A 14,510-nucleotide genomic window follows, 5' to 3' on the forward strand; every position below is an offset into this window, starting at 1 on the left:
GTGGGGGATGCGGCGAGCGGCGCAGTGCTGGGTATCGGTGACGCCTTCGGCGTGCCGCGCACCGACATGACGGCATGCGAGCAGGCGATTGCCGAGGGGCGCACCTGGGATGCCTCGTTCGCCTGCCCGGCAAGCAACTTTGTGCAGTCGCTATTTGCTGACCGCCAACCCGATTACTACGGCACGTTTGCCAGCGGGCCGATTACACCGCAAGTCATCACCGAGAACGGGGGTGGCGCGGCCTTTGTGTATCCACGAATCAGGAGAGCATCATGAAGTTTTTGCAACGTTTGCGCGAGCCGTCCACCTGGGCGGGCCTGGGTGGCATCGCCATGGCGATGGGCGCCAACCCGGATAAGGTCAACGTGACGGCGCAAGCCATCGCGGGCGTGCTGGCCGCGCTGGCCGTGTTCCTGCCGGAACAGAAGGCGCAGTAATGGGCCTCGCGGAAGGCGTGGCGCTGGCCTGTGGCGTCTTGAACCTGCTGGGCGTGCCGCTGTTCGGCTTCCGCTACGTGGTCAAGCTGGAAACGCGCCTTGCGAGGATCGAGGCCAAGATGGGGATCGGGGAATGAGCAAGTGGATTCCAACCGGGCCGGAAGTCGTGCGCGAGGGCATCATTGTGCTGGGCGGCCTGCTGCTGGCTGCTGCGGTGCTATCGCGGTTTCCCAAGGTGAAAGCCTGGGTGGCCGATCAAGGGACCGTCACCATCAAGGACGGTCAAAACAAAGTGCTGTACTGACAGGAGGCCAATCATGGCAACGAAGAAACGCAAGACCCCGCCGCGCAAGGCGAACGGTCAGTTCCGCAAGCGCAAGCGCTAAGAAGAGCCCCACCAGGGGCTTTTTTGCTACAGTCTCGCCAATAACAACGGGAGGGCGTATGCGAGGGGTCGCGGTGGGATTGATGGTGCTGGGTATCGCCGGATGTGGTGGGGTACGGTACACCGGTACCGAGGCGGACATGCAGCAGGTAGCCAGGGGCACGGCGGAGATGCTGAAAAAGGATCCAAACAGCGATGTAGTGGCGGCAGCCGGAAAGGGTGCGCACGTGGCGCTAACCATGATGCTGGGCACGCCGCAGCAAGAGGCGCAGACCGTCAATCTAGATGGAAAACCATGCGTGCAGATGTTAAGCGGCTGCTATTCAAGCCAGGATAGGCAGGAACCGGAAAGCACCGGGAAAGCAAGCTATACCGGCCTGCCGCCAGACTTCTACAAAACCACCTCAATCGGCAAGGACTAGGCGCGCATCAGCGCGGAATCATCAGGCACGGCCCGGACACCATCCGGGCTTTTTTGCGTTCGGCGCCGTTGCAGGTCGATGACTTCGCCGCGCACCACGCCAAGGCGCGGCAAGGACTTGGCATAGCCCATCTGGCGGGCCATATCGAGGCGTTCCATCTCACGCAGGCGCAGCAGTTCGGCGGCCCACCAGGGCGCCGGGCGCTGGCCGGTAATCCACGCGCGGGCGGTGGCTGGCGAGCAGCGCAGCATGCGCGCCAGGGCGTCGGCGGGGATGCCGGCTGCGTAGTGGTCGAATTCCCGAAAAGTGGCGTGTTTATACATTGTTGGTTTTCTTGTGGGCGAAAAAAAGCCCCGGCCGGGTGGCGGGGCTGAAAATTATCGACGCGGGGTGCTTTTCTTGCTGGAAGAGTCAGACGACGAGAAAAGTGATGGGGTAAAATCTGATAAGAATTATCTACTTACGTAGACTTTGTCGCTGCATTCAACACATATTTTCGTCTTTTTTGGGGATGAAATATTCTATCGGTTCTACGCCGAAGATGTAATTGTGTGTCTTTTTCGGGAGCGACCGCAGCCGTTGTCATGCTGCCTATGTCTCCGCTGGCGTGTGAGCGCCGCCTACCCGCCCCTACCTCCCTTGAGCTTGCAGGCAAACGGCGAAAGCCTTGGTTCTGCGCTCTTGTCTCAGAGCTCCTAGTAATCGCCTGCAGTTCATGGAGTTCATTCCGCTCCACTCCACACATTGTCCCCGCAACCGAAAGTATTTTTTTGGGGAAAGTCCTTGGGTTTAAATGCGAATTTTGCGATTTTCTGATAATAAAAAATATTAAAATTATGCGCACTATGCAACCAGTTTCATAGGGTTACTGATACCGTTATCTACTCACAAAATTTTCTACCATATATTCTCCAAGACTCGCCGTTGTGACTCATCATGTATCACGCCGCAGACCAGCACAGATTGAGCCCGGCTGAATTTGTTAGAAATCCAAATCGCGGCCACGCGTCGGTCTATTTTTTTGATTCCCCAAAAAATGATCGTCGCTTTGGCATTTTCGGCGTGGTTGCATTTTCGCATTTATTGCTAGCCGAAGGAAATCCTGAAATACTGTCGTATCTTCCATCCAGGCCACCAAAAGAAAAATCTGAAAAAAAATACAAACAAACAGTTGATGTTTTATATCAGTCTGGCAAGACGGAGTGTTGGCACTTCAATCACTCTAGGAACGGGGAACCCACGCGACACAAGAATAGGATAACCAAGACCGAAGGCGAAATCCGAATGGCGCAATGGCTGCCCCATAATTGGATGTTGCTATGTTCCTATCGAACACGCGTTAGAGGAGCTATAGACCCGAATCCCAGGGCCCTCCCAGGATTAATTAGCGCCAGAAGTAGCTTCACGCTCCAGGAGGTTCTCGCACTAGAAGATTGTGATCCCGCACACTTACTTGCTAGTGTGGCGCGCTACTTGGCAAACGGGAAACTTAAAACCGAACTTCGTACTAGCGCATTTCACCGACGTTCCCTTCTAGAACGGGTTGAATAATGGGCGGGGGCGCGCGGAGATCGTTGATTCAACAATATCACGGTGAGCTTGTCGACTGGCCCCATCCCGATATCACCGTTCTTGACGATGCGACTCGTCGAACGTTTCTGAATCGAAAGCTTGCCGTTGAGTTATATGCTGCCGATATTCCCTACGGTGAGATTCAAGAACAGACAAAATTCTCGCCAAACGAAGTGAGGCGCTTGCTCCGACGATGCGTGGCATCAGCAGGGGAGGGGTGTATTGTAGGATTTTATGCGTTGCTTCCGAGTTTTCGCATTAAGCCTTACTTCAGAACGAAACCCATTATTGCGAAGCATCCATTGGCCGATCAACGCTCTAGTGGTTACGCTGGCGCGCTGGCGCAGTTATTCGAAAAGTTTCCTGATGTCAAGAAAGATTTAATACAAAAATTCTTTCTGCAGCCGGATAAACAAAAGAAGTCAAAAAATAGCCGTTCGCCGCAGTTAGGGCCGCAGCCTTATATTGAAATACATGGCGAGTTTCTTTCTGAATTACGGACAAAAGGGGTTGGAGAGAATGAATGGCCCTTCCTGACGGAAGACAAGGGTAGACGATCCCTTTTGCGCTTCCTTCATTCTTTGAAGAATGAAAGATCAGAGCGTGCGGTAAAAGCCAGAATGGGTGCTGAGGCGACTAACAATCTAGGACATGGTATGGGTCCTAATGCTCTCATATCGCCACTTCTCCCGTTTGCAGTCGTAGAGCTTGATTACACAGTTATTGATATTCCCACTCATGTTAGGGTGATTGATCCCAACGGTACAGGGCATTTGATACCTATATCTCGTTGGTATCTAGGGTTGCTGGTCGAGGTAAAAACAAGCGCAATTTTGGGCGCACATATCTCTCTGGAAGTTAACCCGAGCGCCGATTGTGCGTTGCAGACGATGTTGAGCAGTGTGCCTGTCGTGTTAGACGCACGGAATTCTGGTGACGTTCGCATTGAGGTACGTAGCACCAATATGGATTTTGTTGCACGCGGCCCCACCTTGATATGCTCGTTGATACCGCAGTTGGCAGGGCAAGCATTCAGTTTGCTTAGGGTGGATAACGGTTGGTGCAATATTGCAAATGATTTTGTAAATAACGTTATTGATGTATTTGGTTGTGCCATTGAGTTCGGCCCCCCACGTGCCTGGTGGGGAAGGTCGTTAGTCGAAAGGATCATTGGGGTTTCAAAAGAACGCGGAGAGCATCGCCTGAAGGCCACATACGCGTCGGGCCCCGACGATGTTCGCCGGCCCCCCGATGTCGAACAGCTCGGTTTAAATGACGGAATCGACCTTGATTTTGTGGTCGATATGTTGAATGCCGTTGTCCGTGAACATAATACTATCTCAACCGGTGATCGACTTAATGGTGCAACTGTAATTAATGTTCTGCAAAGATTCGTAGATAAGCATGAGCTTCTATGGGTTCCACAGCCTCTACCAAGATCTATCAATTCAAATGATCGACTCCTTATGCACCGACGAAAGGTGGAGGTTAGGGGAGAATGGGGCGTCCATACGCGTAGGCCGTACATTAATACGGCATACTGCCGATATACAAATCCTCGTATCGCTTCTGATTTTTCTATGATAGGAAGAAAAGTGTTTGTCTACATCAATCGTCTCGATGCGAGAGAGGCATGGGCAAGTGACGCGGAAACTGGCGAGAATTTGGGCAAGCTATACGGTGAGGAAAAATGGGAAAACTGGCGATGTGCATTGCGGGTCAGAGAACTGGTAGGCGCAAAAGCAAAGGGACGGCCCCGAGGCCGGAGCCCCGATATTTATGCTAGATCCGGAAAAGTAGATTATGAGTTTGTAACGAGCGAAAATAGCGGCGAAAATATCGGAAAAAAAACTGCGCTTGCGATAGCGAAAGTAGCTCGGGATAGCTTTACTGGTTCGAAATCAGCATCCCTAAAGCCGGCCGAAGAAGATAACCACAATAATAATGTTGGGAGTGATAACGATCTGCTTCCAAATATAAATCCGCGCGGAATATTCAAGCTGGATTCGGGGAATAAGAAATGATTGCGTGCGATCGTGGAGAAAGAAATGGATGAGGGTCATCTTCGAGCATTAATGCTGCAGCACCCGATTATATCCAAGAAGAGCAGAGCGGAATCACCATTATGGACACTCCCGATATCGAATTTTTATGACAACGCCAGAACTTTATTGTTTCTCAGGCAAAGTTTTTTCATAGAAGAGATCGCTGGCGAGGGAAAAACCATCATGATGAATGTCCTTCGTGAGCGGTTACCAAGAGATCTCAGCGAAATTCACGTACTCTCTTATAGAGGCTTAAATAGGGAAATATTTTCTCATGGTGGATTTGTGAGGGATTTGCTTTATACGGTTAATCATGCTGCTCTTGATGGAAATTCATACGAATTAAGTCGGAGATTGATTAATGACATTGTGGCTTCTGCACTGGAGACTAATTGGAAGCTAATTGTGATGCTGGTTGACGAAGCGCAGGCCCTTCGTCCTATAGATTTCGGTTTTATCAAAGATCTGCATAATGAATTAGAAGAGGTGAGGATTGATTTCGTCGTGATTTGTTGTGGCGAGTCTCCAAAAATTCGTGAATTATTCAGAACCTTATCCAGTGAGCAGCAAATAGGCTGCCTGGATCGGTATTTTAGGCATCGGCTGAGACTCAGCGGATATGGATTGGAAGAGCTGCAAGATCTGCTTGAGGTGATCGACGTGAAAAGATGGCCGACGGATTTTGGACCAACATGGACAGAATTTTGTTTTCCACTCGGATATGCCTCTGGCTTTCGCCTAGCTAATCAAGCCAGTTTATTTTGGCAGGCAATGAAGGAGGTACATCTTATAAGAGACGATAAAATATCAGAACCAAGTCAAAATGGAAAATTGCTTTCGAGGCGTATTTTCGATGCTCTTGGGTTTTTAGCGTTTAAGGGTATGGATAAAGATTGCCCAAACTTCGAGTTTCCAAAGGAAGATTGGCAGAGTGCCGCTAAGTTTGCAGCTAAATCGGCCTGGGATGAAAAACCGGATGCCACGGATAGACCAGACTGCTCTCAAGCTTAGGCATGAAAGACGCTCACTGGTGCGGTGGTGGATTAGATTCGATACCAAATGAGTCTTCATTCGGGTATTTTCATCGGTTGTGTTGGCTGAATGCAGTTGGCATGCAAGCCGCAATGAGGTTACTCGATGCTCCGAATTTTCCCACGCGCACGCAGACTTTTTTCGGCAAGCTGAAACGAATCCGCCATGTCATAGAGCGAGTTAACTTCAATAGTACTAGGTTTCCAGAGGAGCGTTCGCTGGTGGCTGGGGAGGTTTCAAATTTGTTGGGCGCCATTTTTACTAGTCGCCTTAGATTTTGTCCCGTTTGTTTGGAGTCCGGATATCACTCGATCTGGTTTCAGTGTAGCAAGTTAGCGCGATGCCCGATTCACAATGTTGATATACATGATCGTTGCATGAAGTGTAGTAGCCTTCTCTCCGATATAGGTATTTTGGAAAACTTCAGAGAGGCGCTTCATTGTCCGGTATGTCACTGTGCATTATCGGGGGCGCCCCTTAGTCCAGGAGTTTTTGTCGAAAGCTACCTCCACGAACATCGAACCCACGTAAAAATATATCGACAAGCATTCTCTACGTTGAATGAGTGGGTAGAGGATGTCTCCGCTCGCGGTGACAGTTGGATCGCCTACTCCAACGTCGAAATATGGGCCGCGGATGCGGAATGTGCCTTTGCGATTGCATGTGCGCTGGCAAAGCCTCCGGAGATATTGGAACGGCCATCATGCAACGGCGTAGCCCTGTTCTGGCAACGACATTTGGCGGGAAATATGTCATTCGTGCCTTTGTTTACTATTAGACGGCGCGAAGACGAGCTTATACGCGTTGTCTATTGCTGCACTTTGCGGCTTCTGCGTTCTTATGCTGCGGGTATTGCGAGCTCCGGGAGGGTTCCGCTGAAGCAATTTGTCGTCTTCAGGAAGGGCGACGGAATACAAGTCAGCACAGGGGATGCACGAGTACAGGCCTACCTGCTGCTACGCTATTTTGTGGAACAACCTGCCAATAGTGTTATCGCGCTTGATTCAGCAGTAGAACAGGTGTCGCCAAGTAGAGATTTGGGATGGTTTCTCTCCAGGGACGAGAACTCGAGAGCATCGACCCGAGCAGGAATTCTATTGGCGTATGCGACAATGCATCGTGCGATTCGAGAAGCAGCGACCTCCGGATTTGTGAAATGGGATCGTCTGATCGAACTGGTACAAGGTGTCGTCATGGCCCATCAATACTCGGAGACTGTCGAGCGGGGAGTCGTAGTATTCCGGATGCCCGTGGGAATGCCTTTGGCTCCGTTTCGGCCTTTGCCGAATCTTCCCCGCATTTCTGCGTAAGAAATCTGAAATCGGGCATCGCACGGTGGTGGTCGGAGTCATGCGCCAACTCGCCAGCAGCGAAAGCACCTTGAAAGCGGGAAAGCCAGCACGCCCCTTATGATCCCGAGAGGGCGTGGTCGGACCTTCAACGGGCCGATATTTGAGGCTGTGTGGCCGAAGGAAGCACAGTTTAGACGTCCGGCCGTTTCTCATGAACTCGCCGGGCTTTGCGTCAGTGCCGCTGCAGCGTTTCGAGCTTCCTTGGCGGGTATCCGCCATCACTTTGTTTTCGTTGGAGGCAGGCTGGAACGAAAACTAGTTCCGGAGGTAGCGAATGTCACCCGATCGGCAGCGATGTCTTGCCTCGAACTGTTATGGATTCTGTGCGGGCCAGCTTCTCCAGGGCATACCGACCAGTAGGCCGAGTGCCCGATCAACTCTCGGCAACTGACCCAACGTTGGACATTGATCGGCGCTTTCAATGGCTGGAACGCCGCCGCACGCTCCAATACGAGTGATTCTAAGAAAGCTGACGGTACATGCGACGTGAGCCACTCCGCGTACGCGCTGGTTGCGCTAGCGTAATTCGTATTGTGCAGAGCCGGTCCAACCCTGTGCATGGGAGCACGTGCGATACAACTTGTTGCCTCGGATTTCATATTGAGGAACTGCGCTCCAGCTGTCTGCATGCGACACGGTACGGTACACCTTATCGCCACGGATCTCATACTGAGGCAGGCCAGTTCAACCGCTAACATGGGACACCGCCCGGTAGACCTTGTTGTCGCGAATCTCGTATTGCGGGAGGCCAGTCCAGCCATCGACGTGGCTCACCGTTCGGTAGCTTTTTGCCATCACTTTCGCCAGATATGTCCCACACCAAAGCCACATCGGCCCAGTCATTCGGCAATGCCTGACGCGCGTGCTAGGTCGGGAGCGTCAGGGAGGCTTGATAGCCGCCGCCAAACGCGCCCTCGAAGTCATACTCATACAAGGTTGTTCGTCCCATACCCGGCTGACGCTGGCCCAGGAAGAACGTAAAGGCGTTGGGCGCCGCAATAAAAATATGCATTGGAGGTTTCACGTCCTTCCGCTCCATATTGATGCGCTGAACCAAGGCTTCGGCGAGTTCGAAAGCGTGCCTGCCGCTTGCGACCGACTGCGCTCCCGATCCGCACGACGGTTTCGCGACTAATAGCTTGCTGACGCCAGGCAAGGCGGTGGCAATATAGCCGCGCACCGCGTCGGGAATATCGTGGGTGAGCGCAACAGCCACGGCCATCTCTCCTGACTCTGACGTCAAGTCTTCCACTTCAAAGTTCCACGTCGGCCAGTCTGGATTGGTGAAAGTGTCCGTCGCGCTCCAGCTTTGCCGGTCGATCGTACGCTGCTCGATTTCCACGTGCCGTCCAGACTTGATGTTGACGACGGACCCAGCGGCAAACGCCAGCGTCAAGTGGGCGTCTAGCGCCAGGAGTAACGGTTGCGGTTCGCGCGCCGCGTCAATGAGAAAGCGCTTGAGCGCGGGGTACAGGTTGCCGGTCCAATCTTGCTGGTCGCGAATGGCCCGATCGTTGAAATACGGTATCAAGTCCAGGACGGTGCTGCATCGTTCCTCTAGTCGGTCGAACGCGTGCTCGAACGACTTGACACCCACTAGTGTCCTTGGAGAGTTCCTTTTCGCAAACAGATTCTCGCGCTGGCAGGCGTCCCGAAAGGTGTCCCGCGTGAACTCGAGGCGACCCTGGGCGAGCCATTGGAAGACGATGTCGTCATACCGGAAGCTACTCTCGTTCAGCGGTATGCGAAGCAGTCCCCGGTTCTCGAAGTGCATGTCCAACAGTTCGCGGAGGTCATCCAGCGATGTGGAGTCGGTGTCGAGCGAAAGCGTGCGGGCCAGTAGACGCAATTCGGCATCGTCGATGCCCAGATGTTCCCGCCACAGTTTCCGGATCCGGCCTGTCGCCGACGCATCGGTCTTCGTGCCAAACAACTGCTCCAGGCGAATGGCTTTGTGACGCTGATGGATAAGGGGTCGGAGCGGGTCGGTCTGCGCGATCCGCCAGTTGGTTAGCAATTTGAATCGGACCCCGATCCCGTCTTTCGCGTGGGCGTGCTGAGCATTTCGGGCCCGCTGAAGAAAGGAAAAACGATTGGCGTTGATCCACTCGGGATCTATGAGGTCGCTATGTCCGAAGTCGCTTACCGAAACGTGCCACTTGCATTGCGTGTACTCCCGCAGGATTGGTTTTCCTTCTGGGTCATTTGGTGCACGGCTGGGGTCATATTCCACCCATACGTCGTCGAAGCCTTTGGGACCGGATTCGAAACCCACGCGAATGACGGGGCTGTTAGGGTCAAGCAGGCAAACGGCCTTGCGCCAGAAAATCCGGGCCTGGAAGTTGTCGCCGTCCCGACGCACAGGCGCTTTAGTTATCGGCAGTCGATAGCTGACGCGCGGCGGGACATGCATCCGCATCGATGCCGTAGCCCAGCAAATGCAGGGCCGCGGCATGGATCGACGCGTGTTCGTTCGATATAGCTCCCGCGAAGCTTCCATAATTGCGAACTTACGATAATTTCGATTATGGAAGGGCTTCCATAATCGAAAGGCATGGCTCTTCGCAGACACCGTGGCCGGCGCCAAGGCAAGCGCCATGATCTATAGCCTGATGCTGACGTGCCGGGCCTGTGACGTCGAGCCATATGCCTATCTGCTCCACGTGCTCACAGAGTTGCCACAGCGAACGCCAGACGCCGACATCAGCGACCTGTTGCCGTTCAGCTTCGCCCCGCCGAAAGCCGCCCCGCCGCATCCTGCCTGAATACGCTCGTCGCACTCAAGGTGTGCCGAAACTGGCGCTTACGATGGGCAAGCCCTTTCGATGCCGGGCGCCATAGTTGACCAACGTAGACGCGTTGCTCCGCAGGTACCCGCAGACCTTATCTAGATTCCACCACAGCGTACTGAATTCATACCCCGCTCTGGTCAGGAGCTGCGCGTCCAATGCCTTGATGCGCTCCAACGCTTTGCGGCCCTTGCCATGCCACGCGAGCCACTTGGCGTGCGTGATTTCGGTCTCTATCGACTCTCGTTCCAGTGAATCGATAACCTTACTGCCGAACACGGAACGCTGCGCCGCTTTGAACTTCATAGCGATGTGGAACCAATCGAGAATCCTGCCGCGTGCGAGCTGACTGCCCCGGATGGTCTTCTCAAATTCACCGGCGTCGTCGCTGATCACGGTAACGCGCTCGTCGGTCGCCACACCGTTTCGAGTGAGAAATTGATCCAGCCGCGCTACTGCCGAGGTAACTTCCCGGTGCACATAGGCATAGAACTTTGGCGGCCTGTCGGTGAACGTCGCTCGTCCAGCGATGAGGTTGACATGTCGGCCAAGGCCCCTCACCGAGTCGCAATGCCGCAACCACGCCGAGTCAACGCTCACGGTCGCGACATGGCTGGATTCGCGAACCTGGACGCCTCCGTCGAAAGGGGGCAGCTTCGCAATATCACGCTCGATGTCAGCGTCGAGTTGCTTTCCGATAGCACGAATCCGATTTCGAGTGCCGCTGAACGAAATGCCCTTGTCCAGAGGCAGTATTTCCTTCAGCATCGCCGTGGCCTGCCGATATGGCAGATGGCTTGCCCACTTCGCCTGGAGGTATTCCAGCTCTGGCGTGGCGCGATTAGTCAGCGCTTTAGACAAGGGATGGATCACGGATCGTGGCGTCGGCACAGTCCGTTGGCAAGCACACGACCACAGCCTCGGACTGTTCACCATCACCTTGCCATACACCGTGCGCACCACCGTCGAGCGCTGGTCCTTGTGGCTCAAAGCCGCCCCGCAACTCCTGCAATGAGTCTGGCCCGAAAGCCATCCCGCGACTTGTTTCGAAACCAGCTCGGTCTGAACCTTGGCCAACAGCGAGCGGCCCTCCGCGAGGGTCAGGCCCAGATCCGCAAGACTACCGTCACGGCGCTCGATCACTGCCAAAACGCCCTCACCGGCATGGCCAATATCGCTGCCCTCGTCCGCCAACCTGGCTTCGATGATCAACCGCATGGCTTGCTCCCACCGTTGCGATACCGATCAGCCTAGTTCACATACAACCGGCGCGGTGCCTAAGCGGCACTTTCTTGGTGTCCTCCCCAACCTTTGCACGCTCTCCAACGGATAGCGAGAAGATGTTGTTCGAGCGTGAGAAACGCAAATACAATGCGATGCATAGGCCAGTCTGTTCTGGTTGTCGTGTGGCGCCTGGAAAACATCGCACGATATCAGAGCAGTACTGGCCTTCCTTATGTCCGTTGCGTCTCGCGCTGATTGCGGAGATGTTCAGAAAATCGCCCCAGCCGTTCGCGGGATAAACGGCCCTCCCCAAACCTCAGATTGCGCGGGACGTAACAACCCGCAGCCGCAGAAGCTCGATATTGGCGCGGCCATACATTTGGCGCTTGAGGAGCTTGAGCCTGTTGACATGACCCTCCGTCTGGCCATTGCTCCATTGCAGCCTGACACGCGCGGTGGAGCCTGCATGCCCCCATGCCCTTCATGTCGCCTGTTTGGAAGCACAATCCGTTTCTGCCGCGGGAAGAACACTCTCGGAGACGCTGCGCAGCTTGTGAAGCAAGGCAACAGAGTCGCGCTCAATTCGCTTACGCAAAACCAGCCGATCAGCCATGCGGGCCACCACACTGGAAAACCGATACTCCAGCGTCCGCACGAAGCGCGTGCCAGTGGCTGTGCCGATGCACTCATACGTGACGAACATCTCAAGACCCCGGTTGCCACGGGCCCGGGTTCGCCAGAGCCGATCCGGAAGACTTTCCACGACTTCCCACTGCAACTTGCCTGCACGGCCGCCGACGTACGCAAAGTGGCTCCCAACCGGCAGCGACCCTCCCTGCCCGGTGATCGCTACGTGGTAAGGATGCCACTCGTGCCAACGAAGCGGAGTACTCACGTAGGCCAGTACCTGGCTTGGCGTCCGGGCGATATCAATGGAATGCTGCATCTTGACGGTGGGGACCAGGCTCTCGCTTGCTTCTTCGGGCTCCCAATGAAGGGTTCCATAGATCCAGTCCCACAGTGGAAACACTACGGCGAAGTTCTTGGTCTGCATCAGGTCACGGCGGTGATGCAACTCATGCAACCGCCGCATGTGGCGAATCCACGGCAGGCGACAGATCGGATTCTGCGGCGGGAGGTGCTCGCAGGCATGAAAGATCTCGTAGCTGAGATAGCCGCCCAGTAGCGTGGCGGCAAACAGCGCAGCGACGTTCGCATTGACCAGGCCGATGATCGACCAAGCGAGCAGCGCGCCAATGCTGTAGACAACGATCAGCCATGCCGGGAACAGAATCACCCGCCAGTCCTTGGCGAACTCGTAGCGCATCTGGTCATCTGCGAAAAAACTATGATGGTCGCCCGTGTGGCGCTGGTAGAACGCCTTCGCGAATCGCTTCTTGTTGTGCCCGAGACCCTTATGGGTGCGGTACTCGCCACTGCTGTAGAAAATTAAGGTGGCCGGCACAGTTAGCCACTCCACCGCGCTGACGTGGTCCAACTTGTTCAGCAAGAAGAGGATCAAGGTCACGCCGAAAACAAGAACGAAGCCAGCATGCAGCCAGGGGTTGTAGTAAGGCGAAATGTTCGCCCGGTATTTCTTCCGGAAGGTTTGGGTATCAAAAGACATGATCGGCTCTCAAAGACTGTTGCGCTGTCGGGCTCGCGATACGTGGCCAGTTCCGCCAAGCCCCCGCGGACCTTTCTGACGTCTGGCGCCAGTAGGTCGCTTGGTGTTGTAGTCTATTGGTGCGATCATTTTCATTCCAATGGATATTGATGATGAGAATTATTGATGAATCAGAATTTGCAGCAGATTGATCTCAATCTCCTCTTCGTGTTCGACATGCTGATGCAGGAGCGCAACCTGTCACGCGCGGCCGAGCGACTGCACAAGAGCCAGCCGGCGGTGAGCAATGCGCTCAGTCGTCTGCGCGAGCAACTGGGGCAACCTCTTTTCCGCCGTACCGCTAAGGGACTCGAGCCCACTGCCGGGGCGATGACGCTGCACGTGCCGGTACGGCAAGCCCTGCGCTTGCTGCAGGCAGGGCTTGCCGTTCAAGAGAGTTTTCAGCCGGACACGGAGCGAACCTTCCGACTGTCGATGAATGACTATGGGCAGCTACGGCTGTTACCGAGCCTGATGACCCGGCTGATGGCGCTGGCGCCGCAGGTGAAGCTGCAGGTACTGTCGGACGAAGGTGCCCTGATCCCGCAGCGACTGGCCAGCGGAGATCTGGACTTGGCGATTGATTACCTGTACTTCGACGACGCCGATTTGCTCTACCAACCGATTCACGAAGAGCGCCTCGCAGTTATCGGCCGACCGGGCCACCCTGCATTCAGGGAAGGCCTCGACAAGACGGCGTATCTGGCCGCACAGCACGTCTCGCTCTTGCCGCGAGCCGGCCGCGGCAGTCCGCTCGAGATCGTCCTGGGCTCGGCCAAAGTGCAGCGCCATGTGCAGTTGCAAGTTCCGCACTACCTGACCATTCCAGCCATCGTCGCCAGCACCGATTTGCTGGGTACCGTGCCCTGGCACTTGGCCAGGCATTTCGTGCACAACTATGGCTTGCAGCTCGCGGAGCTTCCTTTCGAAACGCCTGCGGTGCAGGTCAGCTTGATATGGCACCGTCAACAACAACACATGTCTGGTCTGCAATGGCTGAAGGAGCAAATTGCGCAAGTTGCACAGACCGAATCGAGCTGATGTGGCGGGCCTCATTGGGCTGCCTGCGCGATGGATCTTTGAATCCATAGTGGCGCTGCCTGCGCTGTGTCGGGAAATCGGGCGGCGCGTTCGAGCCCTGCAGCCGCACCAATAAAATCAAGGGTTTACAGGGGTTTTCCTGTAAACCCTTGTGCATTTTGCGGTCTATGTAACCGCCATGTAACCCGATTGGATCGCCGCGATCCATCTGGAACCATGTCCTGCCTGCGCCTACAGTTGCTTCGTGCCCCATTTGCTCGTGTGGCACATAGGTCTCGCGCGATAAAATCCTACCCACTGCATCAAAGGGGACCGGGGTCGTGTCACAAGCAACAACGCCACAAGAATGCGTCGCTGCCGCAAGGCAGCTTTATGCCGTTTTGAAAGGGCATCTCGATCGTCCAACTTGCACCAGCAGGATGTGCGGAATTCCCTCGTGAGGCGATGGGCCTCGATGGAAGACCGTTCAACGTCATCGACCGTCAGACCAAGGCTCGCGAAATCATGCGGCTATGGGAAGCCTTGGGACGATCAGGACAGTAATG

Annotated in this window: 13 protein-coding genes and 2 pseudogenes; 10 read left to right on the forward strand and 5 right to left on the reverse strand. The window is 54.7% G+C overall.

Annotated elements, in window-relative coordinates:
• From AC1RWI_RS06280 to AC1RWI_RS06300, 5 genes are all read left to right on the forward strand, one after another.
• On the forward strand, window positions 1–276 hold a 276-nt coding region (locus tag AC1RWI_RS06280), incomplete at its 5' end, for a hypothetical protein (protein ID WP_492865254.1).
• Window positions 273–437 (forward strand): hypothetical protein, encoded by a 165-nt coding sequence (locus AC1RWI_RS06285; RefSeq protein ID WP_492865256.1) that lies wholly within the window; start codon window positions 273–275, stop codon window positions 435–437. The genes AC1RWI_RS06280 and AC1RWI_RS06285, both read left to right, overlap by 4 nt.
• A complete protein-coding gene (locus AC1RWI_RS06290) occupies window positions 437–574 on the forward strand; it encodes a hypothetical protein (RefSeq protein ID WP_492865258.1) in 138 nt (45 codons plus the stop codon). The genes AC1RWI_RS06285 and AC1RWI_RS06290 overlap by 1 nt, the downstream gene beginning before the upstream one ends.
• Window positions 571–741, forward strand: a complete 171-nt coding sequence (locus AC1RWI_RS06295) for a hypothetical protein (RefSeq protein ID WP_492865260.1) — start codon at window positions 571–573, stop codon at window positions 739–741. Before AC1RWI_RS06290 ends, AC1RWI_RS06295 begins: the two co-directional genes overlap by 4 nt.
• A gap of 221 nt (window positions 742–962) precedes the next feature.
• The gene (locus AC1RWI_RS06300) at window positions 963–1,244 is read left to right on the forward strand and encodes a hypothetical protein (RefSeq protein ID WP_492865262.1); all 282 of its coding nucleotides are present in this window, start codon (window positions 963–965) and stop codon (window positions 1,242–1,244) included.
• Here AC1RWI_RS06300 and AC1RWI_RS06305 read toward each other — a convergent pair.
• The gene (locus AC1RWI_RS06305; RefSeq protein WP_492865264.1) at window positions 1,241–1,567 is read right to left on the reverse strand and encodes a hypothetical protein; all 327 of its coding nucleotides are present in this window, start codon (window positions 1,565–1,567) and stop codon (window positions 1,241–1,243) included. The genes AC1RWI_RS06300 and AC1RWI_RS06305 overlap by 4 nt on opposite strands.
• A 1,251-nt stretch (window positions 1,568–2,818) precedes the next feature.
• On the opposite strand from AC1RWI_RS06305, the gene AC1RWI_RS06310 reads away from it, so the two are divergent.
• The 3 genes from AC1RWI_RS06310 (at window position 2,819) to AC1RWI_RS06320 (ending at window position 7,203) form a co-directional block, all read left to right on the forward strand.
• Window positions 2,819–4,840 carry a hypothetical protein gene (locus tag AC1RWI_RS06310; RefSeq protein ID WP_124684261.1) on the forward strand — a complete coding sequence of 674 codons (2,022 nt, stop codon included), beginning with the start codon at window positions 2,819–2,821 and terminating at the stop codon, window positions 4,838–4,840.
• Window positions 4,841–4,864: 24 nt separating this feature from the next.
• Window positions 4,865–5,872 (forward strand): ATP-binding protein, encoded by a 1,008-nt coding sequence (locus tag AC1RWI_RS06315; protein ID WP_124684262.1) that lies wholly within the window; start codon window positions 4,865–4,867, stop codon window positions 5,870–5,872.
• A gap of 578 nt (window positions 5,873–6,450) precedes the next feature.
• Entirely contained in the window at window positions 6,451–7,203 is a 753-nt protein-coding gene (locus tag AC1RWI_RS06320; RefSeq protein ID WP_137924358.1) for a hypothetical protein, read from the forward strand.
• 907 nt (window positions 7,204–8,110) lie between these two features.
• Here AC1RWI_RS06320 and AC1RWI_RS06325 read toward each other — a convergent pair.
• Window positions 8,111–9,844, reverse strand: coding sequence for an SAVED domain-containing protein (locus tag AC1RWI_RS06325; RefSeq protein WP_224039289.1), 1,734 nt, complete (start codon window positions 9,842–9,844; stop codon window positions 8,111–8,113).
• Between AC1RWI_RS06325 and AC1RWI_RS06330 the strand changes: the two are divergent.
• A pseudogene (locus AC1RWI_RS06330) lies at window positions 9,792–10,010 on the forward strand (transposase domain-containing protein); the annotation flags it as partial. The gene AC1RWI_RS06325 and the pseudogene AC1RWI_RS06330 sit on opposite strands and share 53 nt — an antisense overlap.
• 15 nt (window positions 10,011–10,025) lie before the next feature.
• Here the strand turns inward: AC1RWI_RS06330 and AC1RWI_RS06335 are convergent.
• The 3 genes and pseudogenes from AC1RWI_RS06335 to AC1RWI_RS06345 all read right to left on the reverse strand — a co-directional run bounded on the left by AC1RWI_RS06335 (window position 10,026) and on the right by AC1RWI_RS06345 (window position 12,885).
• Complete coding sequence (locus AC1RWI_RS06335; RefSeq protein ID WP_043355374.1) at window positions 10,026–11,252, reverse strand: hypothetical protein; 1,227 nt, start codon at window positions 11,250–11,252, stop codon at window positions 10,026–10,028.
• Between the two features lie 322 nt (window positions 11,253–11,574).
• Window positions 11,575–11,697: pseudogene (locus tag AC1RWI_RS06340) on the reverse strand (hypothetical protein); the annotation flags it as partial.
• 42 nt (window positions 11,698–11,739) lie between these two features.
• Window positions 11,740–12,885 carry a sterol desaturase/SRPBCC family protein gene (locus AC1RWI_RS06345; RefSeq protein WP_043355372.1) on the reverse strand — a complete coding sequence of 382 codons (1,146 nt, stop codon included), beginning with the start codon at window positions 12,883–12,885 and terminating at the stop codon, window positions 11,740–11,742.
• 165 nt (window positions 12,886–13,050) lie between these two features.
• On the opposite strand from AC1RWI_RS06345, the gene bsrA reads away from it, so the two are divergent.
• Window positions 13,051–13,965 carry a LysR family transcriptional regulator BsrA gene (gene bsrA, locus AC1RWI_RS06350; RefSeq protein WP_043355370.1) on the forward strand — a complete coding sequence of 305 codons (915 nt, stop codon included), beginning with the start codon at window positions 13,051–13,053 and terminating at the stop codon, window positions 13,963–13,965.
• Window positions 13,966–14,510: the final 545 nt, after the last annotated feature.

Source organism: Cupriavidus sp. MPR-AND1C (assembly GCF_058809705.1).

What these genes read in the sequence shown, in the direction of transcription:
- AC1RWI_RS06285 (WP_492865256.1), top strand. Translation starts at nt 273, where the DNA reads ATGAAGTTTTTGCAACGTTTGCGCGAGCCGTCCACCTGGGCGGGCCTG.
- AC1RWI_RS06290 (WP_492865258.1), top strand. Translation starts at nt 437, where the DNA reads ATGGGCCTCGCGGAAGGCGTGGCGCTGGCCTGTGGCGTCTTGAACCTG.
- AC1RWI_RS06295 (WP_492865260.1), top strand. Translation starts at nt 571, where the DNA reads ATGAGCAAGTGGATTCCAACCGGGCCGGAAGTCGTGCGCGAGGGCATC.
- AC1RWI_RS06300 (WP_492865262.1), top strand. Translation starts at nt 963, where the DNA reads ATGCAGCAGGTAGCCAGGGGCACGGCGGAGATGCTGAAAAAGGATCCA.
- AC1RWI_RS06305 (WP_492865264.1), bottom strand. Translation starts at nt 1,567, where the DNA reads ATGTATAAACACGCCACTTTTCGGGAATTCGACCACTACGCAGCCGGC.
- AC1RWI_RS06315 (WP_124684262.1), top strand. Translation starts at nt 4,865, where the DNA reads ATGGATGAGGGTCATCTTCGAGCATTAATGCTGCAGCACCCGATTATA.
- AC1RWI_RS06325 (WP_224039289.1), bottom strand. Translation starts at nt 9,844, where the DNA reads ATGGCGCTTGCCTTGGCGCCGGCCACGGTGTCTGCGAAGAGCCATGCC.
- AC1RWI_RS06335 (WP_043355374.1), bottom strand. Translation starts at nt 11,252, where the DNA reads ATGCGGTTGATCATCGAAGCCAGGTTGGCGGACGAGGGCAGCGATATT.
- AC1RWI_RS06345 (WP_043355372.1), bottom strand. Translation starts at nt 12,885, where the DNA reads ATGTCTTTTGATACCCAAACCTTCCGGAAGAAATACCGGGCGAACATT.
- bsrA (WP_043355370.1), top strand. Translation starts at nt 13,051, where the DNA reads ATGAATCAGAATTTGCAGCAGATTGATCTCAATCTCCTCTTCGTGTTC.